29 protein-coding genes and 1 pseudogene are annotated in these 25,201 nt (G+C 34.5%); 13 read left to right on the forward strand and 17 right to left on the reverse strand.

What is annotated here, in order from left to right:
* The 3 genes from IEV72_RS01525 to IEV72_RS01535 are packed head-to-tail and all read right to left on the reverse strand — an operon-like array spanning position 1 to position 3,149.
* Positions 1–1,182 (reverse strand): efflux RND transporter periplasmic adaptor subunit, encoded by a 1,182-nt coding sequence (locus IEV72_RS01525; RefSeq protein ID WP_188457308.1) that lies wholly within the window; start codon positions 1,180–1,182, stop codon positions 1–3.
* 9 nt (positions 1,183–1,191) lie between these two features.
* Complete coding sequence (locus IEV72_RS01530; RefSeq protein ID WP_188457309.1) at positions 1,192–2,550, reverse strand: TolC family protein; 1,359 nt, start codon at positions 2,548–2,550, stop codon at positions 1,192–1,194.
* Positions 2,550–3,149 carry a TetR/AcrR family transcriptional regulator gene (locus IEV72_RS01535; RefSeq protein ID WP_188457310.1) on the reverse strand — a complete coding sequence of 200 codons (600 nt, stop codon included), beginning with the start codon at positions 3,147–3,149 and terminating at the stop codon, positions 2,550–2,552. The genes IEV72_RS01530 and IEV72_RS01535 overlap by 1 nt, the downstream gene beginning before the upstream one ends.
* Before the next feature lie 768 nt (positions 3,150–3,917).
* Here IEV72_RS01535 and IEV72_RS01540 point away from each other — a divergent pair.
* From IEV72_RS01540 to bioD, 4 genes are all read left to right on the forward strand, one after another.
* Positions 3,918–4,892, forward strand: a complete 975-nt coding sequence (locus IEV72_RS01540; RefSeq protein WP_188457311.1) for a polyprenyl synthetase family protein — start codon at positions 3,918–3,920, stop codon at positions 4,890–4,892.
* Between the two features lie 81 nt (positions 4,893–4,973).
* Complete coding sequence (locus IEV72_RS01545; RefSeq protein WP_188457312.1) at positions 4,974–5,201, forward strand: hypothetical protein; 228 nt, start codon at positions 4,974–4,976, stop codon at positions 5,199–5,201.
* Between the two features lie 8 nt (positions 5,202–5,209).
* Positions 5,210–5,491, forward strand: coding sequence for a type II toxin-antitoxin system YafQ family toxin (locus IEV72_RS01550; RefSeq protein WP_188457313.1), 282 nt, complete (start codon positions 5,210–5,212; stop codon positions 5,489–5,491).
* A gap of 52 nt (positions 5,492–5,543) precedes the next feature.
* On the forward strand, positions 5,544–6,164 hold the full coding sequence (bioD, locus tag IEV72_RS01555) for a dethiobiotin synthase (protein ID WP_188457314.1): 621 nt from the start codon (positions 5,544–5,546) through the stop codon (positions 6,162–6,164).
* Between the two features lie 335 nt (positions 6,165–6,499).
* Here bioD and IEV72_RS01560 read toward each other — a convergent pair whose 3' ends face one another.
* On the reverse strand, positions 6,500–7,720 hold the full coding sequence (locus tag IEV72_RS01560; RefSeq protein ID WP_188457315.1) for a metallophosphoesterase: 1,221 nt from the start codon (positions 7,718–7,720) through the stop codon (positions 6,500–6,502).
* Positions 7,721–7,851: 131 nt separating this feature from the next.
* Here IEV72_RS01560 and IEV72_RS01565 point away from each other — a divergent pair, with 131 nt between their 5' ends.
* Positions 7,852–9,528, forward strand: a complete 1,677-nt coding sequence (locus tag IEV72_RS01565; protein ID WP_229731761.1) for an RluA family pseudouridine synthase — start codon at positions 7,852–7,854, stop codon at positions 9,526–9,528.
* Here the strand turns inward: IEV72_RS01565 and IEV72_RS01570 are convergent.
* The 3 genes from IEV72_RS01570 to IEV72_RS01580 form a co-directional block, all read right to left on the reverse strand.
* Positions 9,507–10,088, reverse strand: coding sequence for a CPBP family intramembrane glutamic endopeptidase (locus IEV72_RS01570; RefSeq protein WP_188457316.1), 582 nt, complete (start codon positions 10,086–10,088; stop codon positions 9,507–9,509). The genes IEV72_RS01565 and IEV72_RS01570 overlap by 22 nt on opposite strands.
* A gap of 241 nt (positions 10,089–10,329) precedes the next feature.
* The gene (locus IEV72_RS01575; RefSeq protein ID WP_188457317.1) at positions 10,330–10,731 is read right to left on the reverse strand and encodes a type II toxin-antitoxin system VapC family toxin; all 402 of its coding nucleotides are present in this window, start codon (positions 10,729–10,731) and stop codon (positions 10,330–10,332) included.
* Entirely contained in the window at positions 10,728–10,976 is a 249-nt protein-coding gene (locus tag IEV72_RS01580; RefSeq protein WP_188457318.1) for a hypothetical protein, read from the reverse strand. The genes IEV72_RS01575 and IEV72_RS01580 overlap by 4 nt, the downstream gene beginning before the upstream one ends.
* A 53-nt stretch (positions 10,977–11,029) precedes the next feature.
* Between IEV72_RS01580 and IEV72_RS01585 the strand changes: the two genes are divergently transcribed.
* On the forward strand, positions 11,030–11,278 hold the full coding sequence (locus IEV72_RS01585; RefSeq protein WP_188457319.1) for an addiction module protein: 249 nt from the start codon (positions 11,030–11,032) through the stop codon (positions 11,276–11,278).
* Positions 11,279–11,409: 131 nt separating this feature from the next.
* On the opposite strand, the gene IEV72_RS01590 is transcribed toward IEV72_RS01585, so the two are convergent.
* Entirely contained in the window at positions 11,410–12,018 is a 609-nt protein-coding gene (locus IEV72_RS01590; protein WP_188457320.1) for a hypothetical protein, read from the reverse strand.
* 154 nt (positions 12,019–12,172) lie between these two features.
* On the opposite strand from IEV72_RS01590, the gene IEV72_RS01595 reads away from it, so the two are divergent.
* The 7 genes from IEV72_RS01595 to IEV72_RS01625 all read left to right on the forward strand — a co-directional run bounded on the left by IEV72_RS01595 (position 12,173) and on the right by IEV72_RS01625 (position 16,802).
* Positions 12,173–12,931, forward strand: coding sequence for a YebC/PmpR family DNA-binding transcriptional regulator (locus IEV72_RS01595; RefSeq protein WP_188457321.1), 759 nt, complete (start codon positions 12,173–12,175; stop codon positions 12,929–12,931).
* Between the two features lie 124 nt (positions 12,932–13,055).
* Complete coding sequence (locus IEV72_RS01600; protein ID WP_188457322.1) at positions 13,056–13,310, forward strand: DUF6364 family protein; 255 nt, start codon at positions 13,056–13,058, stop codon at positions 13,308–13,310.
* On the forward strand, positions 13,310–13,732 hold the full coding sequence (locus tag IEV72_RS01605) for a PIN domain-containing protein (RefSeq protein ID WP_188457323.1): 423 nt from the start codon (positions 13,310–13,312) through the stop codon (positions 13,730–13,732). Before IEV72_RS01600 ends, IEV72_RS01605 begins: the two co-directional genes overlap by 1 nt.
* Positions 13,732–14,463: a hypothetical protein gene (locus IEV72_RS01610; RefSeq protein ID WP_188457324.1), complete on the forward strand. Its 732-nt coding sequence runs from the start codon at positions 13,732–13,734 to the stop codon at positions 14,461–14,463. The genes IEV72_RS01605 and IEV72_RS01610 overlap by 1 nt, the downstream gene beginning before the upstream one ends.
* Before the next feature lie 9 nt (positions 14,464–14,472).
* On the forward strand, positions 14,473–15,099 hold the full coding sequence (gene pdeM / locus IEV72_RS01615) for a ligase-associated DNA damage response endonuclease PdeM (protein ID WP_188457325.1): 627 nt from the start codon (positions 14,473–14,475) through the stop codon (positions 15,097–15,099).
* Between the two features lie 54 nt (positions 15,100–15,153).
* Positions 15,154–16,020, forward strand: coding sequence for a ChaN family lipoprotein (locus tag IEV72_RS01620; RefSeq protein ID WP_188457326.1), 867 nt, complete (start codon positions 15,154–15,156; stop codon positions 16,018–16,020).
* On the forward strand, positions 16,020–16,802 hold the full coding sequence (locus IEV72_RS01625; RefSeq protein ID WP_188457327.1) for an amidohydrolase: 783 nt from the start codon (positions 16,020–16,022) through the stop codon (positions 16,800–16,802). Before IEV72_RS01620 ends, IEV72_RS01625 begins: the two co-directional genes overlap by 1 nt.
* Before the next feature lie 7 nt (positions 16,803–16,809).
* Here the strand turns inward: IEV72_RS01625 and IEV72_RS01630 are convergent, their stop codons facing one another.
* From IEV72_RS01630 to IEV72_RS01665, 9 genes and pseudogenes are all read right to left on the reverse strand, one after another.
* Entirely contained in the window at positions 16,810–18,435 is a 1,626-nt protein-coding gene (locus tag IEV72_RS01630; protein WP_188457328.1) for an Ig-like domain-containing domain, read from the reverse strand.
* Entirely contained in the window at positions 18,435–19,706 is a 1,272-nt protein-coding gene (gene serS / locus IEV72_RS01635) for a serine--tRNA ligase (RefSeq protein ID WP_188457329.1), read from the reverse strand. The genes IEV72_RS01630 and serS overlap by 1 nt, the downstream gene beginning before the upstream one ends.
* 93 nt (positions 19,707–19,799) lie before the next feature.
* On the reverse strand, positions 19,800–20,195 hold the full coding sequence (locus IEV72_RS01640; RefSeq protein ID WP_188457330.1) for an HIT family protein: 396 nt from the start codon (positions 20,193–20,195) through the stop codon (positions 19,800–19,802).
* A 3-nt stretch (positions 20,196–20,198) separates the two neighbouring features.
* Complete coding sequence (locus IEV72_RS01645; RefSeq protein WP_188457331.1) at positions 20,199–20,723, reverse strand: outer membrane beta-barrel protein; 525 nt, start codon at positions 20,721–20,723, stop codon at positions 20,199–20,201.
* A 65-nt stretch (positions 20,724–20,788) separates the two neighbouring features.
* Positions 20,789–21,304 carry a hypothetical protein gene (locus IEV72_RS01650; RefSeq protein WP_188457332.1) on the reverse strand — a complete coding sequence of 172 codons (516 nt, stop codon included), beginning with the start codon at positions 21,302–21,304 and terminating at the stop codon, positions 20,789–20,791.
* 7 nt (positions 21,305–21,311) lie between these two features.
* Positions 21,312–24,128 carry an alpha/beta hydrolase family protein gene (locus IEV72_RS01655; RefSeq protein ID WP_188457333.1) on the reverse strand — a complete coding sequence of 939 codons (2,817 nt, stop codon included), beginning with the start codon at positions 24,126–24,128 and terminating at the stop codon, positions 21,312–21,314.
* Position 24,129: 1 nt separating this feature from the next.
* A complete protein-coding gene (locus tag IEV72_RS13625; protein ID WP_229731770.1) occupies positions 24,130–24,267 on the reverse strand; it encodes a hypothetical protein in 138 nt (45 codons plus the stop codon).
* A 3-nt stretch (positions 24,268–24,270) separates the two neighbouring features.
* Positions 24,271–24,598, reverse strand: a pseudogene (locus IEV72_RS01660) (nuclear transport factor 2 family protein); the annotation flags it as partial.
* A complete protein-coding gene (locus tag IEV72_RS01665) occupies positions 24,595–25,128 on the reverse strand; it encodes a hypothetical protein (protein WP_188457334.1) in 534 nt (177 codons plus the stop codon). The gene IEV72_RS01665 and the pseudogene IEV72_RS01660, both read right to left, overlap by 4 nt.
* Positions 25,129–25,201: the final 73 nt, after the last annotated feature.

A 25,201-nucleotide genomic window follows, 5' to 3' on the forward strand; every position in this document is an offset into this window, starting at 1 on the left:
CTATTTATTGGTATTAGCTATTCTTACTTTTTCGTCTCTCTTTAAGGTGCGAGCGCCTTCGGTAACAATGAAGTCTCCTGCTTGTAAACCTTCTAAAATTTCGATTTTCCCTTGGTAGTTTCTACCCGGTATAACTTTTTGATATACCGCTTTGGCAACATTGTCTTCTTGTTTTTCTAATTTGAAAACAAAAAACTCTCCCGTAGCGGTTTCTTGCAACACATTTTCTGAAACCTTGATGGCTTCATTATTGGTGTAGTCATTCAATTGAAGCGTTGCTATTAAGTTGGGTTTCACGTATTCAATAGAATCGGGAACACTTACACGAACTCTAAAATTACGGTTGCTGTCTTCAATAAAACTGGAAACGCGATCTACTTTGGCTTCAAATGAAGTTTCCAAAGCTCTAAGGTTTACAATACTTTCAGTGTCTTTATCAATTTTGCCTACGTAGGTTTCGGGTACGTTGGCTTCAATGTACATATTGCGCAAATTCACAACTCTAAAAAGCGCATTTTGGTTTTGCATCACTACTTGACCGCGGTCGGTAATTACTTCATCAACTACGCCATCAAAAGGAGCTCTTATTTCGGCTTTTGCCAATTGCTGCTGCATTTGTTTAACCGAATTGTCGATTTGCTCAAAACCAGTTTTGGCTTCCAAAAATTGAATTTCAGAACCGATGTTTTCATCCCATAAACGTTCTTGGCGTTCGAATCTAGTTTTTACCAATTCGCGTTGAGCCCTTAATTCTTGCAATTGATTTTGCATACCGCCATCGTCAATTCTAGCTAACAATTGTCCTTTTTTTACGCGGTCGCCTTCTTGAATGTAGATGTTTGTTAACACACCTGTGAACTCTGGATAAATTAAAAGATTTTCATCTGTGGTAACATTTCCTTGTACTTTGATGTAGTGTTTGAAATTGGACTTTTCAACTTGTTCTGCTTCCACTAAGGAATATTTACTTTTGTCTTCAAAAGCCAACAATTTTTCGTTTACGCGTTCTAAATCGGTAGTTACTTTGCGTTGTTCTGCGTACAACTCTTCCTTTAACTGCTGAATTTCTTCCTTGTTGTTGTTCTCAAGGATTTCATCGATATTTCTTTCGTTTTCCTTGTCGCCACAAGCAATTAACATCAAGGCGAAAAAAAGGAAGTATATGGTGTTTTTTGTTTTCATGGTCAAATATTATCGGGTGATGGGTTTGTTAAGTATGGTTTCTAATTCTGCTTTAGCGGTGATGATGTTGAGCATGGCTTGCAAATATTCGTTTTGAGCTGAATACAGTTGTTGTTGGGCCTGGCGTAATTCAAAACTAGTGGCGATGCCTTCTTTAAATTTCACATCGTTTTTATGTTCGATGCGTTCGGCTAAATCTAAATTACGTTGCGATGTAATGTAAGATTCCGCTGCATATTTAAAATCTGATTTGGCTCTGCTAGCATCTAACTTGAGTTGTTGGGTAGATTGTTCTAAATCTACTTCGGCTTGTTCTAGAGCAATTTCGGCACGTTGACTTCTAGCGCTTCGCTTCAATGAACTAAAAATGGGAACATTTAAACTCACTCCTACGGTTGAAAAATCGAACCAATCGGCATCAGAACTCAAAAAATTGAAGTCATCATTAAATGACAAATAGCCATAATTAGCAAAAGCACTTAAAGTTGGGAGCGCCTTGCTGCGTTCTAATTTCCACTCCAATTCGCGTTGTCTTACTAAATTGTCTGCAATTTTAAAATCGATATTGCTCTCTACATTTAGCTCTTCATCTAGTAAATCTTCTTCCATTAAGTTTTGTTGAGCTAATTCGGTTAAACCGTCTGTCAATTCAACCGAAACATCAATAGGAATACCCAAGACAAAATTCAAGGTTTCTTTGGTGATTTGCTGATTTCTTTTGGCATTTCGCAACTCGTTTTCCAATTGCAAAACCGTAATTTCCAATTGTTCAACATCTTCTTCTTCGGCTAAACCGTTTTCAAAAATGGCTTTGGTTTCTTGAAAGTTGCTTTGCGCATTGGCTAAGTTTCGTTCGATAATGGCAAGAGATTCTTCCATCAACAAAACGTTTCCATAGGCGTCAACTACGGCTTTTCTGACTTCTAATTGAGTTTTTTCTTCAAAGTTGGCAGAATACTTCAAGAAGGTTTTGGCTGCCCGCAATGCCACAATGTACGAACCATCAAAAATCAATTGGTTTAAGGTTGCTGTAGCATTGACGTTTTGCCTTGTAGAAAACTGAACAGGCACAAAAGTTCCAGGTTCTCCGCCCGTAATTTCTGCTGGCAGCGGCGTAACTTGAATAATGGGATTGTATTGGTAATCTACATTGGCATTAATTTGCGGCAATCCATCTGCTGTGGTTTCCCATTTTTGTTTCATGGCTGCCAAGACGTCTTTTCTGGCGTTGATGGCATTGTAGCTGCTGTCTACTGCAAATGCAATAGCTTCTTGCAAAGAAAATTGATAGGATTTTTGGTTTTCTTCTTGCGAATAGCCCAAAAAACCCATCAACAGCATGAGTGTAATTATGTAATTTTTGTACATCACGTGGTTATTTCTATTTGTTTTAATATTTCTAATCCTTTTGGCGTTACGATACTGCGTAAATGATAAGCTAAAAACTCTTCATACAATTGCTTTGGTGTTAAATCTGTATTCTTAAACAATTCTTCGTTTTTAAGATTCAGCATTCCTGAAATGTACAGTCTAGTTATAAAGGTTTCGTTTAAGTTTGCTCTGTAATATCCTTTTTTAATACCGCGCGTAAGGTTTACACTGCAACATTCGTCCATTTTGCAAACCTGATTATCTCGAAGGCGTTGGTATATTTCAGGATAATATTTCTGCATCTGAAATTGCGGAGAAGCTTTTTCGTCTTTCAGGCGTTTCAACACGCAGCGTTTGATTTCAAACAATTCTTCTATGGGATTGAAGTCTGCTTTCATAATGGCATCAATTTCCTGTTGAATTTCATCACTGATAAATCGAGCAACTTCTTCAATTAAATGCGCTTTGTTGTTGAAGTATTCGTAGATGGTTTTTTTGGAAACGCCCATTTCTGATGCTATGTAATCCATAGTTACGCTCTTGAAACCATATTCCAAAAACAACTCCGAAGACTTATGTATAATTTTATCTTTCATCGGGCACAAAAGTAATTCGGAAACTTTGAATACTTTTAAAGTTTCCGAAGTTTTAATGTTAGTTTAACATTGATAGTTTATCAAGTAAGTGAATTTGAAATGCAGTAAAAAGTAGCTTTATGTATAGCTAAATTTTAGGTTGTTAAGTTAGATTGAAGCAGACGGATGAAAAAAATGTCAGGGCGCTGCCCCTTAAATTTATTATCTTGGCTTCTTTAATTATTAACATATCAGGGCTATCGCCCCTTAGATTTGAAAAATCAAAAATGGTTTTACTGATTTATTGTCATTCCTTTTTTAAAATGATATTTAATAATACCTAGCAAAAAAACATATAATCTATTCAAATGTTCGGTTTAATGAAGACATTTTTTTATTCAATATAAAAATTTGGGGGCAGCGCCCACAAATCTTAATAATTTAGCTTGCGTACTTACATCAAGGGGCAGCGCCCTGAAATCTTGAAATCACATCAATTGTAATAAGATGTTTTTATTTTATAATGAATGCTGTTTAGTCAACTGAAAACTCCTAGCCCCGGTAGTAGTGGAAATCTATTTTGGCTTATGGGCAAGTAGGAAACGAACAAAAGAGCGACCCTAGAAGCTCCTTTTGTGAAGATTGAATACGCCCATAAGCCAAAAAAATTAAAACGGATAACGGGTTCTTGGCTTCTGATTGAATTTTTATAAATGGATGCCAATTTTTTATTTTGTTTTAGAATTTTGTTGAAAAAAAAGCTTTGTTTTGCCTTCAAAGCAAAGTAGAATGAAATCAGTGTCCAAATACCAGCAGGCGTTTTTAACTTATATGAAGGCTCAAAATTTTGAGAAAAAACCTGAGGGTCTTTACGAACCCATAGATTACATCTTGCATTTGGGCGGAAAACGCTTGCGTCCTGTATTGGTTTTGATGGCTGCAGAAGCTTTTGGTGCCGATGTAAAAAAAGCTTTGCCTGCTGCAATGGCCATTGAAACATTTCATAACTTTAGTTTGGTTCATGATGACATTATGGACGATGCGCCTTTGCGGCGTGGAAAAGATACGGTACATGAAAAATGGGATGTGAACACAGGAATTTTATCGGGTGATGCCATGCTTATACAAGCTTATCAGCAATTTGAAACTTATGATGCTGAATTGTTTAAAGCTTTGATGCAATTGTTTTCTAAAACAGCTCAAGAAGTCTGCGAAGGCCAACAATACGATGTAGATTTTGAAGAGCGAGACGATGTTACTATAGCCGAATATTTGCACATGATTGAATACAAAACCGCAGTTTTGGTTGCGGCGGCTATGCAAATGGGAAGTATGATTGCAGGTGCAAATGAAGCTAACCAAGAATTGATTTATCAATTTGGTTTGCAATTGGGCATTGCTTTTCAGCTGCAGGATGATTACTTAGATGCTTTTGGAAATCCAGAAAACTTTGGTAAAAAAGTAGGTGGCGATATTGCTGAAAACAAAAAAACCTATTTGTACTTAAAAGCGCTTGAGTTAGCAAGTAAAGATGAAGCACAGCAATTAAGACATTTATACAGCTTACAACCCGAAGATGATTCTGCTAAAATTGAAAATGCAAAGCAGATTTTTGAAGACAGCGGTGCAGCAAAAGCAAGTTTGGATGCCATTGAAAAATACACCACTTCTGCTTTTGAAAATTTGAATAAACTAGACATTGCTTCTCCTTATAAAGAAGCCTTTACCGATTTTGGAAACTGGTTGATGAATAGAAAACATTGATTTGAAATCTGAGTTATCATCTAGCGATTAATAACAATTGTATAACACAGTGTTATTTGTTATATTTGAAAAAAATTCATCATGAGTAACAAGATTCAAACCGCTGTGAGATTAGATAAAGATTTGTTGAAACTTTTAAAAGAAAAAGCAAAAGCGAATCAAAGAAGCCTGAATAACTACATAGAATGGTTATTGTATGAAGATGTAGGGAAAATTCCAAATGATTTAACTAAAGCAGCTATAGAAGAAGCTCAAACAGGAAAGTTAGAATCAGTAGAAGATGTAGATGATTTTCTTGCTAAATTTTAGATAAGAAAATGTATCGCTTAGAAGTTACAGGTCAATTTAAAAAGGATTTGAAAAAAGTCAAAAAAAGAGCAAAGGATTTTGAACTTACTCGGCATCTACTTTTAAATTTGCAATCCAAAGGAAAAGATGGAGTTCCTCCAAAAATGAAGCCCAATCAATTAATTGGAAATTATAAAAATCATTGGGAATGTCACATCAAACCCGATTTGTTAATTATCTGGTTTCAAATTGAAAATCCAAAAACCATCAAGTTGATTAGAATTGGATCACATTCTGATTTATTCAACTAGAAAAAAACTCAGGTTTGAATTCAGAAAAATATGAAATAGCTAAATATTAAAAATGAACACGTATTTTATATCAGGCATCGGAACCGAAGTAGGGAAGACTTTAATTTCTGCCATTGTGGTGGAAGCTTTGCAAGCAGATTACTGGAAACCCATTCAGGCAGGCGATTTACAAAACAGCGACACACACAAAGTGAAAAACTTAGTGAGCAACTCCACTTCTCATTTTTTTGAAAATGCCTATGCATTGCAAACACCTATGAGTCCACATGCAGCTGCTGAAATAGACAACATACGAATTGATTTAGCTAACATAAAACGTCCAAAAATCAACAATAATCTAGTAATTGAAGGCGCTGGCGGTTTGCTGGTTCCGTTGAATGATGAAGACTGCATTATCGATTTAATGCAAGCTGAAGACAAAATCATTTTGGTTTCTAGGCATTATTTGGGAAGCATTAATCATACTTTACTTTCTATTGAAGCCTTACAACAACGTGGATTCATACAAATAGGAATTATTTTTAGTGGTGATGAGCATCCTACTACAGAATCGATTATTTTGCAAAAAACCAACGCAAAGTTTTTAGGAAGAATTCCTGAGTTAAAAACCATCAACAAAGAACGAGTTGCCACTGAAGCTGCAAAATTGCGAAATAGTTTAATGGAGTTTTAGTTTTGCTTGGAAAACTCGGATTTGTAATCGGATAGCTCGGATTTGAAATCCGAGACATCAAACCTTTGCTTTAGGCATTATCTCAACGTATAACTCAGAAATTTTATATGGTTAAATTTCTGAAAAATATAAAATGCTAAACTAATAGCAAAGTCGATAATTCGGATAGCTCGGATTTGTAATCCAAGACAACAAACAAAGTAATATAAATTTAAGCTGCTACTTTCCGAGTAAACTTTAAAAAACACCCTTTGCCTTTCGGCATTTCCCTCCAGGGAAAAATATTCGGATAGCTCGGATTTGTAATCCGAGACAACAAACAAAGTATTATAAATTTAAACTGCTACTTTGCGCTTTAACTTGATCACCGTAATTTCTGGCCAAATACCTAAACGACCGGGATAAGCTAAATAGCCAAATCCACGGTTTACATTCAAAAATTGTCCTGCTTCTTTATAAATTCCAGCCCATTGTGGATAGCGAAATTGGACGGGAGAGAATTTAAACCAACCTGGAATTTCAATTCCAAATTGCATTCCGTGTGTGTGACCGCTTAAAGTCAATTGAAATTTTTTAGGGTGATTTTTGACTTTTGCATCCCAATGCGATGGGTCATGACTCATCAACACTTTGAAATCATTTTCGTTTAAATTTGCAGTTGCTTTGTCTAAATCTCCTTTTTGTTTAAAGCCACCTTTTCCCCAATTTTCTACTCCAACGATGGCAATTTTTTCATTAGCTCTGTTAATTTCGTGAGCTTCATCTAACAACAATTTCCAACCCATTTCGTGTTGAATTTGCTTTATCGAATTGAAGTTATTTAATTTTTCTCTGTCCGATTCCCAGTTGTAATAATCTCCATAATCGTGGTTTCCTAAAATAGAAAACACACCGTCTTTGGCTTTCAATTTAGCAAAAGACGATTTCCAATTGTCCATTTCAGCAGCGGTATTATTCACCAAATCGCCTGTAAACAAAATGGCATCGCTTTGTTGCTGGTTAATTAAATCAATGCCGTAGTTTACCATTTCATTATTATCGAAACTTCCACAATGCAAGTCGCTAATTTGGGTGATTTGATACCCATCAAATGAAGCAGGTAAATCCTCAAATTCCAATTCGTAGGTCAGTACTTTGTAGTTGTATTTGCCTTTGTACATTCCGTAGAGCAAACCCAAAAAAGGAATGCTGCCTATGCCGATGGCCAAAGTACTTATGAATTTCCTTCGACTAGGAATTTCGAAAGAATTAGTTGTAAATAGCTTCTGAAATAACGCCGAAAAGAACCGAAATAGGTCTTCACCAAAAAGAATAAACACAATGCTAATTTTTAATGCAGCCATACTCAACATTAAGCCGATAGCAAAGGAACGCAATCCTGTAAAAGAACCATTTGGATTGGGAGTATTGAAACTGTAGATGATAAATGCAATTAAAGTAAGGCTAACCAAAATGTAAATGGTTAAACTCCATTTGAATTTAAAAAGCGTCCTGAAAGCTTGAAATGCGTAGACTTCAATAAGCAAGAGAATAAAAATCGGGATAATCCAGCGCATTTTTTTTGCTGCAAATATAGTTTTAATAGCAGCTGCAGAAAGACTTTTAATTATTCATTAACCTATAATTAAATAGGCTAAAAGCTTCCTTTGAACTAAAGATTTTGTTTTTTTGTTGAAAATTTTTCAATTTGAAAAAGCAATCCGATCAAACTTGTTTTCATTTGTTTTCCACATCGGTTTCGGGGTATGAGATTCCGAATAAATTTACTTTTCCCTTTTATTACCAAGCGCATCCCTTAGCTCAACTTGCAGCCAAAGAAGTGCAGCAATATTTAGCCACCCAAAGCGATTTTCAACATCAGTTTGGTTTAAATGAAGATGAAAAAGATCCCATCGGAAAAATGTTTGGGGTTTTGGTGGTGAAAAACGAAAAAGATGAATTGGGTTTTCTAGCTGCCTTTTCAGGAAAGTTAGCCAACAGCAATGAACATGCTTATTTTGTACCACCTGTATTTGATTTACTGGCAGAAAACAGTTTTTTTAAAGCGGAAGAAGTTGAACTAAATAATATTAATGCTGAAATAGAAAAACTTCAATTACAACCAGAATACCTTGAACTGAAAAAAGAAAAAAAAGCGCTTCAATTGGAAGCTGAACAAGATATAGCGCAACAGAAAATTCGCATTCAACTAGAAAAGCAAAAACGCGATCAAGTTCGAGCAGAACAAAAAAAACACAAAACTGAAGCTGAACTTGAAGAGTTGAATTTCCGCTTAAGCGAAGACAGTAAAAAGGAAAGCATCTTGCTAAAGAAGATGAAGAAATTCTGGAAATATACACTTCAAGAAAAAGAAGAAAAACTTCAACAATTTGAACAGCTTATTCAGGAATTAAAACAAAGTAGAAAACTGAAATCAGCTGCCTTACAGCAAAAGATATTCAGGCAGTATGCTTTTTTAAATGCAGCAAAACAAGAAAAAAGTTTAGGTGCTATTTTTCAAGACAATCCACCTGCTGGTGCTGGCGAATGTGCAGCGCCTAAATTGCTTCAATATGCCTATTTACAAAATTTACAACCCATTTGTATGGGTGAATTTTGGTGGGGAACATCGCTACAATCTCAAATTAGAAAACACGCTAATTTTTATCCAGCATGCCGTAGTAAATGCGAACCCATTTTAGGACATATGCTAGAAGGTTTACAAGTAGATGAAAATCCTTTGCTTACCAATCCCGCAGAAGGAAAAGAACTGAGTATAATTTACGAAGATACGTTTTATGCTGCCATTTCAAAACCAGCTGAATTTCTTTCAGTTCCTGGGAAAACTTTGGAAGATTCGGTATTAACTCGCGCTAAAAAACTCTTCCCAGATGCCAGCGGACCATTGTTGGTGCATCGATTAGATATGAGTACATCGGGTATTTTATTAATTGCCAAAACCGAAAAAGCGCATAAAAAATTGCAAGCTTTGTTTATTCAGCGTAAAGTAAAAAAACGCTATGTGGCTTTGTTGGAAGGTATTGTAAAAGAAGAATCAGGAAGCATCAACTTGCCTTTGCGGGTAGACTTAGATAACCGTCCGCATCAATTGGTGTGTTACGAATATGGTAAACCAGCAGAAACACATTGGAAGCGGATCGAAATTAAAAACGCACAAACCCGAGTTCATTTTTTCCCAATTTCAGGAAGAACGCATCAATTACGAGTTCATGCAGCACATCAATTAGGATTGAACACTCCTATTGTCGGTGATGATTTGTACGGAAAACGTGCGGAACGTTTGTACTTGCATGCAGAAGAAATTCAATTTACGCATCCGTTTACCAAGGAAACAATCACGATTTATTCGCCTTCAGAATTTTGATCTGCTTGCTGATTGGCATTTCGCATTAAATACGAAAACATAATGACATCATACACAAAATGTGCAGCCATAGCGGTGTAGATGCTCATCCATTCGAAAGCATACCCAAAAGCAGCTGCCACAAAAACCAAGAAAAAGCCGTAAATACTTTTTGGCAAATCTTTTAGACTGATGTATCCGTGTAACAACACAAACAACAAAGCCGTAACCCAAATGCCTAAAAACGGCTGAATGGCACCACGGAATAAAATTTCTTCTCCTACTCCAGCACAAAACGAATAAAACAAAATATCAGGCCAGGTTAAATGGATTTTGGTAAAGATTTGCTGATAAAATTCACCTACTTTTTTTAAAGCTGGAATTTGCAAAACCGCTAAACCCAATGCAGCCAAAACACTTCCGCCTACCAAACCATAAACGATATCTACGTATGGACTTTCAGCTTCAAAAATTGCAGCATAACTATGCATATCACTAAAACTCAAAATAAAATATCCTATTCCGCTAAAACCAAATAAGGTGAAAATGGATAGAAAAGTGAGTTGGTTTTTAGTAAGCATATATTGAATTTCGGTAAAGGTAAGCATTGCATAGAGAAAGGGAATGGAATGCTTGGACTTTGAAATATGTTGTTTAAAATAATGTATATTTGTTTGAATTCAAATTTTGAAAAATGGATTTAGAAGTGATAAAAAAGCGATTTGCTTAACAGTTTTACATTGAACTTAATTAAATTCACTTTCGCTTCTATTAATCACTTAACTCCCAATTTCTTTTAGCCTTTGTCTCCCTTTATGTTTTTTAATCGGTTGTCCAATCTTCAATTACAATGTTATCTAGTCTAACAAAATCTTTCACATTTCTTGTCACTAAGGTCAGATTATTATGAATTGCAGTCGCTCCTATTAGTAAATCAAAATCATCTATTATTCTCCCTTTTGTTTTTAATTTAGCTTTTTCTTTAGCGTAAATATCAAGTGCTGGAAATACAGGAAGGATTTTAAATTTGGCAAGAAATTCTTCATTATTCTTTCTGTTTTTTTCTTTTTGTTTGCTGTTTTCGGCACCATATTTAAGTTCAGCTATAGTTATTTCTGACAGATAAAAGTTTTGTTCTCCAATTTGTTCAATTTTCCTGTGTAATTCAAATTGTCCTTTGAGGAAATAAATACAAATATTAGTGTCGAGAAGATATTTTTTCACAATATTTCTCTTTCACGATTAAAATTTCTGGCGCTTTTTAATTCAGCAATTATATCATCGGCTGATTTATCGGATTCCCAAGATCCATAGAGAGAATTTAATGAAACTTCTTTCTTTGCTTTTTTTGAAGTTTTCATCGATTTTGATAGTCGGGCAATAAGTTCCAATTTAGCATCAGCGCTTAAATCCTTCAAAAAAGAAAAATAATTATCTATCAATGTTGTATTTATGTCTGCTGCTTTCATTTTGATTTATTTTATTACGAATTTACAAAAATATCAAATACTTTTGATTGATAATGTTACGTATTCAACTTCACATCATTTCATTAGTTCAATTTTTCTTCTGTAATTCGAAATTTTATCTTTTTTTTATAGCAGGCAACGAAAATAGTTTAGCAACATTAGAGCTTGTTTTAAAGCGGAAAAAAGAAGAACTCCAAGAAATTTCTACAAATCATAAAAGAGAATTAGACAACCGAATGGATAATTACAAACAAAATCCTGATGATGTTTTAGATTGGGAAGATGTAAAAAACGACTGGTAATAAACTTATGCAGATCAACACTTTGCGTTTCCTTTTCGTGAAATAAAAACAACAATGGAGTACTTCTTTTGTGCTTACTGATTGGTTACTTTGATATCTGATTATACTCTATTTCTTCAATTAAAAAAATTCTAATTAAACTTGATTGGTTTTCTCGACTTCCGATTGGTAGGAACCCAACCTATGGTTATGTTGAGTAAAAAACCGTGACCGCTTGCATATTCATTCGCCGAATTAAAAACTCCATATGCATCGTACCAACCATATCCGAGTTCTGCGGTAATGTTTAAGTTTTTACTATTGGTACGCTGAAATCCGTAGGTTGGTCCGTAAAAAGTAATCGATCCATTTTTGTCAAAATCCAAATCGGTCGTTATTTGAATGGGTTGAAAAAAAACCGTTCGAGCAAACGAAACAAAGTTGGCCGAATTGCCCATTACATTTTTTTCTAAATCGTAGCGTTTTTTAAAATTATGGTAATAGCGAATTTGCGTATGCCAAGCGAACCCAAAGGTATATCCTTCAGAATAATAAGCAAGTGCCGAATTAATTCCAGAAGACAAACTTACGTTTTTGATTAAGCCCAACTCATACCGAATTCCAGGATTGATCAAATTTAAAGTGAGTTGGTGCCGTTCTAAATTGGGTGTATTGTCCCAACTTTCTACAAATTGTTGCGCCTTAGCTGAGAAACCAAATAGTAAAACTATACCTAAAACCCAATAAGTTTGTTTGATCATGTTCTTATTTTAAAACGAAATAAAAGTAAGCAAAAGCCCTGTAAGTAGAATTCAAACTGATCGATTAATTTTCACATATCAAAACCACTATCAACAAAATATGCATTTACAATTACCGTAAGATTTTTGTATTTTAGATGCTAAAACAATTTTTATGGCAGGACATAGCAAATGGGCTAACATAAAACATAGAAAAGGAGCTCAAGACAAGAAAAGAGCCAAACAATTTACACGCGCCATTAAGGAAATTACGGTGGCCATTAAAGAAGGCAATAGTGCCGATCCGGAGACCAATCCAACTTTGCGCAACGCCATAGCAAATGCTAAAGGCGTCAACATGCCAAAAGACACCATTGAACGAGCCATCAAAAAAGCTTCTGGTGCGGATGCTGATAATTACGAACAAGTTACTTTTGAAGGCTATGGCCCCTATGGAATTGCCATTTTTGTAGAATGCACCACAGACAACACCAATCGAACTGTAGCTTCTGTTCGCTCTATTTTCAGTAAGAATGATGGAAGCTTAGGCACCAATGGTTCGTTGGAATTTTTATTCGATAAAAAAGGCGTGTTTAATATTGAAACAACAGATTTGGAAATTTCTTTAGAAGAATTGGAATTGGAACTAATTGAAGCTGGTGCAACCGATTTTGAAAAAGAAGATGAAATGCTCACTATTTTTACTGAGTTTGAAAGCTTCGGAAGCCTTTCTGCTAAGTTAGAAGAATTCAATATTGAAGTGAAGAATGCTGAAGTTCAACGTATACCGTTGAATACAACTGAACTTCCTTTAGACCAAGGAATACGGATATTAGCATTAATCAATAAGTTTGAAGAAGACGATGATGTACAAAATGTTTATCATACTTTAGCACTAACCGATGAGCTGATGCAAGCTTATGAAGCAGAATAAATAGCATTGAATCAAACATCATTTTATAATAAGTAACGATTCATAAAACGTATATTTTTTCAAAATAAAATACGTACAACAATACAATTGATTATCTTCGTTAATCGAATTAAGTCGTATTACAATGAATACAAAACTCACTTTAAGTATTGAACAAGAAGTAATTCAACAAGCAAAAAAATATGCAAAAGCTCAAAACAGAAGCTTGTCTGATCTTATTGAAAACTATTTAAAGCAACTCACAGCTGTAGAAAATATAACCGAAGAAAAGAAAAAACTGAAGCCCATCGTAAAATCTTTAAAAGGTTCTTTTAAAATGCCTGAAAATATGGACTATAAAAAAGAACTCAGAAAAAGAGTAGAAGAAAAATACGATTGATGGATAGAGTTTTACTTGATACAGACGTAATCATGGATTTCTTCTTTAATCGAGAGCCATTTGCTGAATTTGCTATTGAAGTATTGAATCGTTGTGAAGAAGGTAAAATCAAAGGATTTATCACTCCTGTTATAATTTGCAACGTATATTATTTATTACGAAAAACAGCACAACATCAACTGATTATAGAAAAAATAAAACAACTTTTAAGCATAATCGATATTGTACAAATGGATAAAGAAGTGGTTTTAGATGCGCTAAATTCAGAATTTAATGATTTTGAAGATGCTTTACAAAATTATGCTGCCATACAAAACAGTACATTAAATATCATTCTAACAAGAAATATAAAAGACTTTAAAAAAAGTGACTTAGGCGTATTCACACCTGAAACTTATTTGAAATTAAACACATCAGATTAATGTCAAAAAACTGGATATTTCGCCTTTCTTTAGTTTCAATTCTTCTTTTAAGCAAAAGCTTATTTGCACAAACAGATGTGCCTTTAACTTCAGAAGAAATTACCAAACTAGTAAATCCCGATCAAAAAAAATGGCGGAATCTTTTTGTGAACGTAGGAGGTGAATTTGTAGATGATTATGCTATAAATTCTGTTTTATTTGCACAAGATGTTCCTGTAATACCCACAAATCTTTTTTATCTAGGAGTTGGTTTTTCGTATCGAAACCAAGAATTTAAAGATACCTTTGAAGTAGAATTGGGTTTCAACTTGGCAACAAGTGAAGAAGAAGAATTCAATTATGGTAACAATTACAACGAAGTTCAATTTCAACTCCGTTATGAACGAAGATTTTTAGATGTTAAATCTGCTTTTTTTTCCGCAGGATTACAAGCCAAGTATCTCTTTGCCAATTTAGATATCTATCCAATTGAAACTTCAGTAAATATAGACGAGCTAACTACTTCAGCAAATAACACATCCATACAAAACCAAGCTTTATTTTTGGGACCTTCATTTTCATTTAATTGGATTAATCCAAATTCAGACCGTTTGATGTTGCGGGTTATTTTGAATTACGATTTTAATTTATATAACACTGATTGGGAAGCGCAATACGGAACTACTATCAATTCATTTAATGAAGATGCATCAAGATCGAGTATTAGATTACTAATTCCTTTGTATTTTTAATGGAAAGCTATGAAACTTCAAATCCAACATCAACAATTTGAATTGCATTCGTCAGGTGCTATTTATTGGTTAGAAAAACAAATTTTGTTGGTAGCCGATGTACATTTGGGAAAATCGACTCATTTCAGAAAAAATGGAAGCGCCATACCTAGTTTTACAGATGTAGAGAATTACAACAGCCTTGATCGATTAATTCAAGAATACAACATAAAGCAACTGATTTTCTTAGGCGATTTGTTTCATTCGGTGTACAATTCTTCTTGGAATGCATTTTCAGAATGGGTGAAAAGGCAAGACTTTCAAATTGATTTAGTAGTGGGAAATCACGATGTTATTCCATCAATACATTTTGAAAAAATAGGCATACAAACCCATCAACATTTGCAGATAAACGATTTCAGTTTCACACATCATCCACAAAAAGAACCTGCATTTTTTAATTTTTGCGGGCATTTGCATCCGGGTTATCGCTTACGTGGAAGTGGTCGTCAAGTGCTCAACTTACCTTGCTTTTACCAACAAGAGAATCAGTTGATACTACCTGCTTTTGGAAATTTTACCGGGCACTTTTATGTTACTCCAGAACTTAACGAACGTGTTTTTGTTTTAGCTGAAGATGAAGTTTTCGAAGTGTGAAAATTTAATCAAGCAATTAGTTTTTCGTATCTTCATCATTCAAAAATTCATTATATGAAGATCCGTTATCTTTTGCTTTTTGTTTTTGCATTAAGCTTATGCCATTCTGGTTTTGCGCAAAAAAAACCAGCCTATCAACTGTACAAATCCAACGGTAAAAAAACCAAGTATAAACGCATGTTTAAAAAAGCTCCTAAAGCAGATGTGGTTTTGTTTGGGGAGTTTCACAACAATCCGATTAGTCATTGGCTTCAATTGGAATTGATTCAAGATTTACACCAAAAAGAGATTCAGCTTAGCCTAGGAGCAGAAATGTTCGAAGCTGATAATCAAGAAGCTTTAAATGATTATTTAGCAGGAGAAATCAATTCAAAAGAATTCAAAGAAAAAACCAGATTATGGCCAAATTATTCAACTGATTATGCACCGCTGGTCGATTTTGCTAAACAACATGATATTGCTTTTACAGCAACAAACATTCCCAGAAGATATGCTAGCAAAGTGTATAAAGAAGGTGGATTTGCAGCACTAGATTCTTTAAGCAAAGAAGAGCAAAGTTGGATGGCTCCCTTGCCTATTCCGTTTGATATTGAATTAAAAACCTATCAAAATATGCTTAAGATGATGGGCGACCATGCTACCGAAGATATTGCGAAAGCACAAGCCATCAAAGATGCTAGCATGGCACATTTTATTTTACAGAATAGAGAAAAGGATAAACTATTTGTGCATTTCAACGGCTCGTATCATTCTAATTATTACGAAGGCATTGTTTGGTACTTGCAAACTTACCAAGAAGATGTAGAAATCATGACCATTACTACTGTAGAACAAGCCGATATTAGCAAATTAGAAGAAATTCATAAGAATATAGCAGACTTTATTATCTGCGTTCCTACTAGCATGACAAAAACCTATTGATGATGCAAAACTTAAATCTAGCCATTTTACAAGCCGATTTAGCTTGGGAAAATCCACAAGAAAATATCGATTATTTTACGAAGGAAATAATAAGCTTAGCAGAAAATGTAGACGTAATTGTGCTACCCGAAATGTTTACAACCGGTTTTAGTATGAATGCAACACATTTGGCTGAGCCGCAAAATGGAAAAAGCTTATCTTGGATGCAACAAATGGCAAAAGAAAAACAAGCTTGTGTTACAGGCAGTTTAATTGTTGAAGAAAAAGGTAATTACTATAATCGACTGTATTGGGTTTTTCCAGATGAAACTTTAAAAACGTACGATAAAAAGCACTTATTCACTTTAGCTAAAGAAGAACAAACCTACACCGCTGGAAATCAAAAATTAATTGTGGAATATAAAGGCTGGAAATGTTGCCCATTGATTTGTTACGATTTACGCTTTCCAGTTTGGGCGAGAAATACAGAAGATTACGATGTATTGCTATACGTAGCCAACTGGCCCGAAATGAGAACATCGGCTTGGGATGCTTTATTAAAAGCCAGAGCTATCGAAAATATGGCGTATTGCGTAGGGGTAAATCGAGTTGGTGAAGATGGAAATGGCTATCCCTACAGCGGTCACTCTGCAGTGTATGATGCGTTAGGAAAGCAAATCACCAAAAGTGAAAATCATCATGAAGTTTTTACCGAAATACATGAATTAGATTACAAAAAGCTTCACGAAACTAGAAAAAAAATCGGTTTTTTATACGATAGAGATAGGTTTTCAATAAGTTGAATCTATACTAATCAGGAAGTGAAATTACATGCGAGTCGTCCCAATTGGCTCTAATCTTAATCGGCTCCATATAATAATCTACTGCTTCGGGTTGTATTTTTTCTAAGTAATCTCCGGTATCCCACTTTTGATTTTTATTTTCATCGTAAATTACACGAATATAATATTCAGCTGGTTCTAGGTAATTGAATTCAAAAACCTGCGCATTTTCAGAAAACTGCTCGTATTTTACTTCATCTTCTGCAGTAATAAGTTGCACAATTATTGGATAGCTTTTTATATTCTGTAGCGTCAACACTAAATTTCCATAATCTGAATATTTTTTGGTACTTACTTTGAGACTTAAAGTATCGTTTACTTCATCAAAAAAACTAGTTACTCCACCAGGTAAAATTTGCAATTCATAACTTTTTTGTTCATTTTTTTCAAATTGAACTTCCAATTGATTCCGATATTTATCTAAAGCAAGCGAAAAGTCTACTGCTACAGAATCTTTGGTATTCATAAGCAACATGCTATCTTTTTCAAATTCAACCAAAGGTATGTTGGCCGTTATTTTTATCGGCTCATCATAATATATGTTTCCCTTTGGCTCAAAAGCTATTTTTAAAGAATCTGGTATTTCCAGTTCTTTAGGGTAAAAGTATACTGTATCAAACTTTTTTTCATTTCCAAAAACAAATAGTAAAGAATCTCTTTCTAAGTAAGGTTTAAACCAATAATTAAGCGTGTCTGCGTCTTTTTCTTTCCAAATTTGATACGTGAAATCATCCGGTTTTTCGCCTAATAATTCTATGCTGTGGTTTTCTTTAGTAATTTCTCCTCGGTAACCAAAGATAATTTTGTTTAAATTATCTTGCTCGGGTCGCTCCGCTTTAAAGTCAACTGCTTCTTTAAAAAGTGAAAGAGAGAAAGATTCTTCATGGTCTCTAGGCAAAACAATGGTGTCTTGTAGGAAACCAATTTCATCTTGAGCTGCTTCAAATTTATAATTGTTGTTTTTATCTGAAATAGCTACCAATTTGTATTTGCCAGCTTTCATATTTTCCAACTGAAACGTGTTGGTTGAATCTTGTGTATAAGATATATAAGTTGGCATTTTTTGATACACCACAGAATCTGAATATACAGAATCTATTTGATAAAGTAAAATTGAAATAAACTCGTCTGCAACTCTTTTGCTGGGTTGGTAAACCTTTCCTTGAATGGCTAAAGAATCTAAATAGCTTCCTGTTGAAAATACATATTTGTAAAATGGAAAGGTATTGCCTTCGTTGTTATCTTCAATGCTTTTTCCAAAATTAATGGTATAAGTTGTTTCCTTTTGAAGCGAATCTAAGTCGAATTTAATACTAAGGGTTTTTGAAGCCAATCCCATTGGTAAAATTTGTGGTCTTGGCTCAATAGGAGGAGAAAAAATAATTTGATTTCTTGGATCGTCTAATTTAATGAATTCATTAAATGTAATCTCCAGTTCTTCTTTATCAAAAAAATTAGAAAAATTAGCTGGACGTTCTGTAACTATTTTCGGCGGATCTTCGTCAATGGGTCCACCATCCGGTCTGCCGCGTTGGGCACAAGCATAGACCAAAAGCGAAACAAATAATATAGCTAAGAATTCACGTATTTTCATTAATCAATCATATCAAATCCAGTATACGGCACTAAAACTTCAGGAATTTTGATGCCATCTGGAGTTTGGTAATTCTCTAAAATACCTGCCAAAACGCGTGGTAAAGCTAAAGCGCTTCCGTTTAAAGTATGCACCAAATGTTTCTTTTTATCCTTTGTTTTATATCGAATTTTCAACCGATTGGCTTGAAACGTTTCAAAATTAGAAACCGATGAGATTTCTAACCAACGGTCTTGTGCTGTAGAAAATACTTCAAAATCGTAAGTAAGTGCAGAAGTAAAGCCCAAGTCTCCACCACACAGTCGTAAAACACGATAAGGCAGCTTTAATTCGCGTAAAATTTCTTTAACGTGTGCTACCATTTCATCTAAAACTTGATACGAATCTTCTGGTTTAACCACGTTTACAATTTCTACTTTATCAAATTGATGCAGTCTATTTAAACCACGAACGTGCGCACCATACGAACCTGCTTCTCTTCTGAAACAAGGTGTATAACCGGTACATTTTATAGGCAATTGATCTTCAGTAAGCAAATCTTCCCGAAAAATATTGGTTACCGGAACCTCTGCAGTAGGAATTAAATATAAATCGTCTTCAGTTACATGGTACATTTGCCCTTCTTTATCGGGCAACTGTCCTGTACCAAATCCAGAAGCAGCATTTACTAAATGCGGAACTTGATATTCTGTGTAACCAGCTTTTGTGTTTTTATCTAAAAAATAAGTGATTAAAGCACGTTGCAATCGCGCTCCTTTTCCTTTGTAAACAGGAAAACCAGCACCCGTAATTTTATTGCCCAATTCAAAATCGATGATATCGTATTTTTTGGCCAATTCCCAATGCGGCAGTGCGTTTTTGTCTAAGGCGGGAACTTCACCTTCGCTAAAAATCTCTTCGTTATCATCTTCAGAGTTTCCTGTGGGCACACTTAGGTGTGGAACGTTAGGAATACTGTGCAACAATTCATCTAAAGCTTTGCTTACCTTTTCCATTTCTGTTGAAATGCTTTTGGTATTCGCTTTTATCGAAGCTGTTTTTTCTTTTAAAATATTGGCCTTTTTTTGCTCTCCACTTTTGAAAAGCATACCTATTTCTTTTGATAGTTGATTAGATTCGGCTAGCAATTGGTCCAACTCCGTTTGCATGCTTCTGCGTTGCTCGTCTAATTGAAGCACTTCAGGAAGCACTTTTGAAGCATCAAAATTTCTTTTTTGTAGGGCTTCTTGGTATTCAGCTAAATGCTGCTTTATATTTTTAACTTCTAACATGCGAAAATCCTTTGGCGTAAATGAAGCGCAAAGTTAGCAAAAGCATTTTGTTTGTAGTGTTATTTTTTAGTAGTAAAAATTGGTGGATAAATATTAAACTTCAAAGTTCTGTGCTATGGATTGAGCTAATTCAGCTAATTGGTTATTGTCCATTTCTACCTTATGTTGAAAGGTCATTTCTTTCATATCGTTCAACGGAATTAGATGAACGTGCACATGTGGTACTTCTAAACCCACTACCGCCATTCCAACGCGTTTACAAGCAATGGTTTTTTCTAAAGCATGAGCCACTTTTTTCGAGAATTTCATCAAATGGAGATAGGTAGCTTCATCTAAGTCGAAAATTTTGTTCACTTCTTTTTTAGGAATGCACAAGGTGTGTCCTTTGGCGTTTGGATTGATATCTAAAAAAGCTAAAAAATCTTCGTTTTCAGCTACTTTATGTGCTGAAATTTCTCCGTTAATGATTTTGGTAAATAAGGTAGACATGGTTTAAAAATTGGTGAGTATCCCTAAATTGAATACCACTTGGTTTATATCGTTTACAATGTATTTCGATTCTGCAAATAAAAACAGATTATTACTGAGTGCGTATCGAAATCCACCACCGAGATTTGCTCCTACTCCTGATTCTTGCAATTCAAAAAAGTCGATTTCATCCGATTCAAATCCATCTACATCATTATTTGCTTCTGTATAATTGAAACCTGCTAAAGCGTAAATCTCTAAGTTTTTAATGTATAAATCGAAAGTGTAATGCACATCTGCATTAAAAAGAATCATATTGGTTGTAGCTTCAAATGTCTGGTTTCCGTCGATACTTACATCTTGCTCCTTGGGTAAAAAAGCTACAATTTCTGGAACAAAAGAAAAACTTTCATTAATAACAATTACTCCGCGGAGTCCTGCTCCTATGGTTTCTATTTCTGTTCCATAAACTGCACTCAAACCCAATTGGTTTTGAGAAAAACTTAAACTTGAAACGAATAGAGCTAAACCTAAAATTATTTTTTTCATACAGTAAATGTAAAAATTATTTAACTACTTAGAAAGTAAATTTAAAACAGAAACTAAATTGTAATTTAAAAATGATAAGTTGCCCCTAAACCAACAGATGAATAATTTGGAAAACGCGTATCGGTATATATTTTTTGATAGTATACAAAAAATGAAAATTTCCCAGAATTGAAACCGATTTTAGGTTGATAAAAACCTCCGCCTTCAATATCATCTAAACCTATGGCGTAACCCAAATCTACTATAAGGTATACATTAGCATTAAAATTGATTCTCCCTAAACCACCAACACGTAAAAAAGAAGCATCAGGTAAAGCCAAATTTGCAGATTCGCTGGTTAAAACTTGATCTCCATTAAAATTGATATAACCACCTGTAAAACCAAAGTTTAAAACTTCTGCTATATTGATAAAATAATAGTTGAAATCTATACCATAAACCAGATTTACTGCATCTTCAATATCTTCTGTAGGAATTCCTAGATGAACACTAGCTTCTAAACCATTGCTATTTTGTGCATTAGCATTGAAACCTGACAAGCTTATAAAAGCAGCTAAAATGATGAGTTTATAATATTTCATAATTCAATTATTCTTCTGTTAAATCGTATCCTAAATCTTTTCCTTTTTGGGTTCTAGGCAATCCTTCTTTCATCCAAACGGGCTGTGGTGTATCTTTTAAAAAATGGTCGAAAAACTGCATCATGCGTATAGATAAATCCTGTTTATTTTTCATTTTTCGCAAGTTATGGGCTTCATTATTATAGACCAACAACCATGCTGGTTTTTGTAAACGTCTTAAACCCATAAAAAATTCAATTCCTTGATAATAAGGCACGGCTCCATCAGCATCGTTGTGCATTATTAAAACCGGAGTGTTTATATTTGGTACACCAAATAAAGGAGAATTTTCTAAATACAAATCTAAATCGTCCCACAGATTTGTGCCAATTCTACTTTGGGTGCGTTCATATTGAAACTGCCTGCTTAAACCTGAATCCCAGCGTATTCCGCCATAGGCGGAGGTCATATTGCTTACCGGCGCACCACTTCCTGCTGCTGCAAATTTATCGGTTTTAGTAATGAGATGCGCGACTTGATAACCACCCCAAGATTGTCCTTGTATGGCAAGCTTTTCTGAATCTACATAGGGTAATTTTTCCATAGCTTCAACACCCGATAAAATACAATTTTCTGCACTGCCACCAGGTTTTCCGTCTTGATAAACAATATCTGGAACAAAAACCAAATAGTCATTACTTACCAAATAACTCATATTTACGATGGATGCACTGGGTTGTGGCGAAATATATCGGTGTAAATTATCGCTTCTTTTTTCATAGAAATAGGTAATCATTGGGTATTTTTTACTTTCGTCGAAGTTTTCTGGCTTATACAACAAACCTTGCAGTTCGGTGCCATCGAAAGCAGTCCACTTAACCAATTCTACACTTCCCCATAAAAAGTCTTTTTGCTGCGGATTAACTTCGGTGATTTTTTGATGTTCTTGATTGGTTTTCAACACAAACACATCGGGATACGTATTGAAATCTTGCTTTCTAAAAATCATTTTTTCCTCTTCTTCTGCTTTATTAAAACTTGATAAAGCGTAATCGCCTTCACTCACCAAACTTTTTATTTCTCCATTAGCGTCTACAGCAAACAAGGCTTGTTTTTTGTTGAATTTCCCAAAAGAAGTTAGCAATAATTTATTTTGGTAATAGGATGCTAAACTTCGGTCTTCCGCATCCAATCGAAGTGTTCTAAATTCTTGGGAATTTGCTCTTCCTTTGGTCATTTTTTCTGGCTGATTAACACCCGACAAATCCAATTTCCAAACATCAAAGGCATCATAAACCAAAGCTTCTCCTTTTTGGGTAAAACCGCCAAATCCGTAAGCTCTTGGTGCACTTGGCGTATCGTTTTCTTCATCAAAAAAGTTAACATCTAAATTGTGCGTAAGTTTTATTTTTTCTTGTTTTGCTAAATTTAAACTCCACCAGTTTTGGTCTTCGGTGTTGTAATACAATGCATATTTTCCGTTAGGAGCAAGATAAGGACGTTGAGCTAAAGCTTCCAATACAAATGTTTTTTCGCCTGTTTCTGTATTCACCACAAACCAATCAGTTAGCCATGGGTAACTCCATGAACGCTGTAAGCGGTAAGCTTTGTCTGTATAACCCAAAACCCATTTTTGCACTTTATCTTTATCAAATACAATTCCGTCTAATTCTTCATCTTGCAAGTTTACCAGCTGGTTTTCGACCAAGTTGTAATACGAAATATAAGCTTGGTTTTCCAGTTGCTTTGCTCTTGCTTTTTGTTCAGGTTGAATGCGTTTGTCTTTATACGTCCATACATCTACTTCAGGAATTTCTTCTTTTAGCAAAGTAGTGTCTATGCTAAATTTAGGAATGGGTTTAGAATGGAAATACAAGCTTTTTTCATCTTCAGAAAAACTAGGTTTTTGATAAGTACTTACCTGCCAATTTTCACGAAGATTTGTACCTAAAGTATCGGTGATTTGTGAAATAACCTGCTGATTAAAAAGCAATAATTCAAATTGAAGCGAATCTTTTTCAACCGAATCTTTTGCTGCATAATAAGCTAGTTGTTCACCCGATTTGGATGCGCTTAATTTCTGATAGCGAAAGTAGGTAGAATCGATTACTTCAGCTTTCAAGTTAGCCACATCATATTTGTAAATTCCTAAAGCTGGCTTTTTCTTGCCTTGAGATTTCGAAAAATAAAAATGATTGGCTTCTTTGGCTAATTCAATTTCATCAATTTGAAAAATGCTGTCTTTTTCTTGTGAAGCTAGATTATAAACAATGGCATAATCCGCCTCTTGACGAAGTGGTTTTGCCTTTGGCTTTTCATCTTCTTTCTTCTTTTTCTTTCTTTTTTTCTTTGATGTAGTGTCTTTTTTAGACTTTTTCTTTTCGTCTTTAAATTTTTCAATAACCACCCAAGCATCTGCTTCTTCTGGAATATGAAACTTTTTCACCCTACTTAGACTGTCTACAATTTGTTGTTGTGCAACGCTAAAAATTTTTAGTTTTGGTTTAGACTGTTTGTCTTTTTTAACTTCTCGTTTTTTTTCTGCTCGTAAACTATCGTAAGCGGGTTGTTCTAAAAACACAATGTATTTTTCGTCTTGAGTAATTTTAGCATTGGTGCCATTGAAAAACTGTGCAGAATATTTGTTGTTTAATAAGTTGATTTGCAAGTAGCCATTGCCTCTACTGGTAGAAGTTTTTACTTCATTAAGTAAAATATTTCCCGACTTGCTTATTTGCGTAGAAGAAATGCTTTGCCATAAATCGTAATCATCGTGAGTTAGGGCTTTTTTTTCTTGCGAAAAACCAATACAACATAAGCTAAAAAAGAAAAAGAAATACTTCATATCAATCATCAATTAATTCGGTTAAACTATTTTGGTCTGCTTTGCGTTTTAGTTTGGCTACTTCTTTGGCATGTTCATTTGGAACAATAAGCGAAAGTACGTAGTGTTTTATCTTCCAAGTCTTGTTTTCTAAAATCATAACTCCAGAACCTCGGCAAACACCTAAGTGTTCGGAGTTTAAAATTTCATCGAACCAAGCTAATTTTCCAATTGCGTTGCACGGGAATAAACTCCCAAGCAGGCGCAGTTTCAAAATGCGGCTTAGCAAAGTTTTTAAATTGTTTTACAGACCAACGTTCGCTGGCATCGGTACCCAAAAAATAGGCGTCTTCAGCAAAACTGGAGAAGTATTCTTCAAAATTTGCTGTACTTGCCGCTTCATGCCAAGTATCTAACGTAGCTTCAATGGTTTTTTGAGCTTGCAGTAAGTTAAAACAAAAAAGACAACTCAATAGTATTAATTGCTTCATTTTTCTAGATTTTCTATTTCGGGCATTTCTATAAAGACTTCATTCAATTGAATATTTAGGTTGTAAAAATCAATTGGAATTTCTTCAGCTACTTTCTTTACTTCATCTAAGTCTTTTTGTTGTTTATTACATAATTGATTGAGTACACTTGCCTTGGTATGCAAAACTTTTATTCTAGATTCTACGGGCTTAATTCTAAATTGTTTTGGAATAGTTTGAACCAATGTATCGGTTGCTCTAAGAATGCTGGGTGCATTATTAATTACATCGTCCAATGTATAATTTTCCATGCGCGTTACTTCAGCTTCCATGGCAGTGTAAAGCATCCATTTTTCAGTTTCATTTTGAGCATTTTCATTTAAAGCAATTTCATTTTTAGGGTAGTTAAGCTTTACCTGAAGTAAACTATCGTTTTGATTAGTTTGCGCTAATTCTGTTTTATTTTGTTGATTTTGATCCTTCTGGCAAGCCGTAAAAAAAGACAATGAAATGAAGGTGAATACAATACAAGTAAATTTGTGCATTTTCATAAAATGAAGCAATTTTTAGGCTAATTTAAAACATTTCAAAAACTTAATCTACAATTCCCTTAAAATTAAGGTT

The organism is Psychroflexus planctonicus (assembly GCF_014640195.1).
Taxonomy (GTDB): Bacteria; Bacteroidota; Bacteroidia; order Flavobacteriales; family Flavobacteriaceae; genus Psychroflexus; species Psychroflexus planctonicus.

Bases quoted from the DNA above. Each gene is read 5' to 3' on its own strand.
- IEV72_RS01585 (WP_188457319.1), top strand. From the start codon at position 11,030: ATGTTACGTATTCAACTTCACATCATTTCATTAGTTCAATTTTTCTTC.
- IEV72_RS01620 (WP_188457326.1), top strand. From the start codon at position 15,154: ATGAAGATCCGTTATCTTTTGCTTTTTGTTTTTGCATTAAGCTTATGC.
- IEV72_RS01645 (WP_188457331.1), bottom strand. From the start codon at position 20,723: ATGAAAAAAATAATTTTAGGTTTAGCTCTATTCGTTTCAAGTTTAAGT.
- IEV72_RS01530 (WP_188457309.1), bottom strand. From the start codon at position 2,550: ATGTACAAAAATTACATAATTACACTCATGCTGTTGATGGGTTTTTTG.
- IEV72_RS01545 (WP_188457312.1), top strand. From the start codon at position 4,974: ATGAGTAACAAGATTCAAACCGCTGTGAGATTAGATAAAGATTTGTTG.
- IEV72_RS01625 (WP_188457327.1), top strand. From the start codon at position 16,020: ATGATGCAAAACTTAAATCTAGCCATTTTACAAGCCGATTTAGCTTGG.
- IEV72_RS01580 (WP_188457318.1), bottom strand. From the start codon at position 10,976: ATGAAAGCAGCAGACATAAATACAACATTGATAGATAATTATTTTTCT.
- IEV72_RS01665 (WP_188457334.1), bottom strand. From the start codon at position 25,128: ATGAAAATGCACAAATTTACTTGTATTGTATTCACCTTCATTTCATTG.
- IEV72_RS01630 (WP_188457328.1), bottom strand. From the start codon at position 18,435: ATGAAAATACGTGAATTCTTAGCTATATTATTTGTTTCGCTTTTGGTC.
- IEV72_RS01570 (WP_188457316.1), bottom strand. From the start codon at position 10,088: ATGCTTACTAAAAACCAACTCACTTTTCTATCCATTTTCACCTTATTT.
- IEV72_RS01650 (WP_188457332.1), bottom strand. From the start codon at position 21,304: ATGAAATATTATAAACTCATCATTTTAGCTGCTTTTATAAGCTTGTCA.
- IEV72_RS01550 (WP_188457313.1), top strand. From the start codon at position 5,210: ATGTATCGCTTAGAAGTTACAGGTCAATTTAAAAAGGATTTGAAAAAA.
- IEV72_RS01560 (WP_188457315.1), bottom strand. From the start codon at position 7,720: ATGCGCTGGATTATCCCGATTTTTATTCTCTTGCTTATTGAAGTCTAC.
- serS (WP_188457329.1), bottom strand. From the start codon at position 19,706: ATGTTAGAAGTTAAAAATATAAAGCAGCATTTAGCTGAATACCAAGAA.
- bioD (WP_188457314.1), top strand. From the start codon at position 5,544: ATGAACACGTATTTTATATCAGGCATCGGAACCGAAGTAGGGAAGACT.
- IEV72_RS01600 (WP_188457322.1), top strand. From the start codon at position 13,056: ATGAATACAAAACTCACTTTAAGTATTGAACAAGAAGTAATTCAACAA.
- IEV72_RS01535 (WP_188457310.1), bottom strand. From the start codon at position 3,149: ATGAAAGATAAAATTATACATAAGTCTTCGGAGTTGTTTTTGGAATAT.
- IEV72_RS01655 (WP_188457333.1), bottom strand. From the start codon at position 24,128: ATGAAGTATTTCTTTTTCTTTTTTAGCTTATGTTGTATTGGTTTTTCG.
- IEV72_RS01640 (WP_188457330.1), bottom strand. From the start codon at position 20,195: ATGTCTACCTTATTTACCAAAATCATTAACGGAGAAATTTCAGCACAT.
- IEV72_RS01590 (WP_188457320.1), bottom strand. From the start codon at position 12,018: ATGATCAAACAAACTTATTGGGTTTTAGGTATAGTTTTACTATTTGGT.
- IEV72_RS01595 (WP_188457321.1), top strand. From the start codon at position 12,173: ATGGCAGGACATAGCAAATGGGCTAACATAAAACATAGAAAAGGAGCT.
- IEV72_RS01525 (WP_188457308.1), bottom strand. From the start codon at position 1,182: ATGAAAACAAAAAACACCATATACTTCCTTTTTTTCGCCTTGATGTTA.
- IEV72_RS01540 (WP_188457311.1), top strand. From the start codon at position 3,918: ATGAAATCAGTGTCCAAATACCAGCAGGCGTTTTTAACTTATATGAAG.
- IEV72_RS01605 (WP_188457323.1), top strand. From the start codon at position 13,310: ATGGATAGAGTTTTACTTGATACAGACGTAATCATGGATTTCTTCTTT.
- IEV72_RS13625 (WP_229731770.1), bottom strand. From the start codon at position 24,267: ATGATTTTAGAAAACAAGACTTGGAAGATAAAACACTACGTACTTTCG.
- IEV72_RS01610 (WP_188457324.1), top strand. From the start codon at position 13,732: ATGTCAAAAAACTGGATATTTCGCCTTTCTTTAGTTTCAATTCTTCTT.
- pdeM (WP_188457325.1), top strand. From the start codon at position 14,473: ATGAAACTTCAAATCCAACATCAACAATTTGAATTGCATTCGTCAGGT.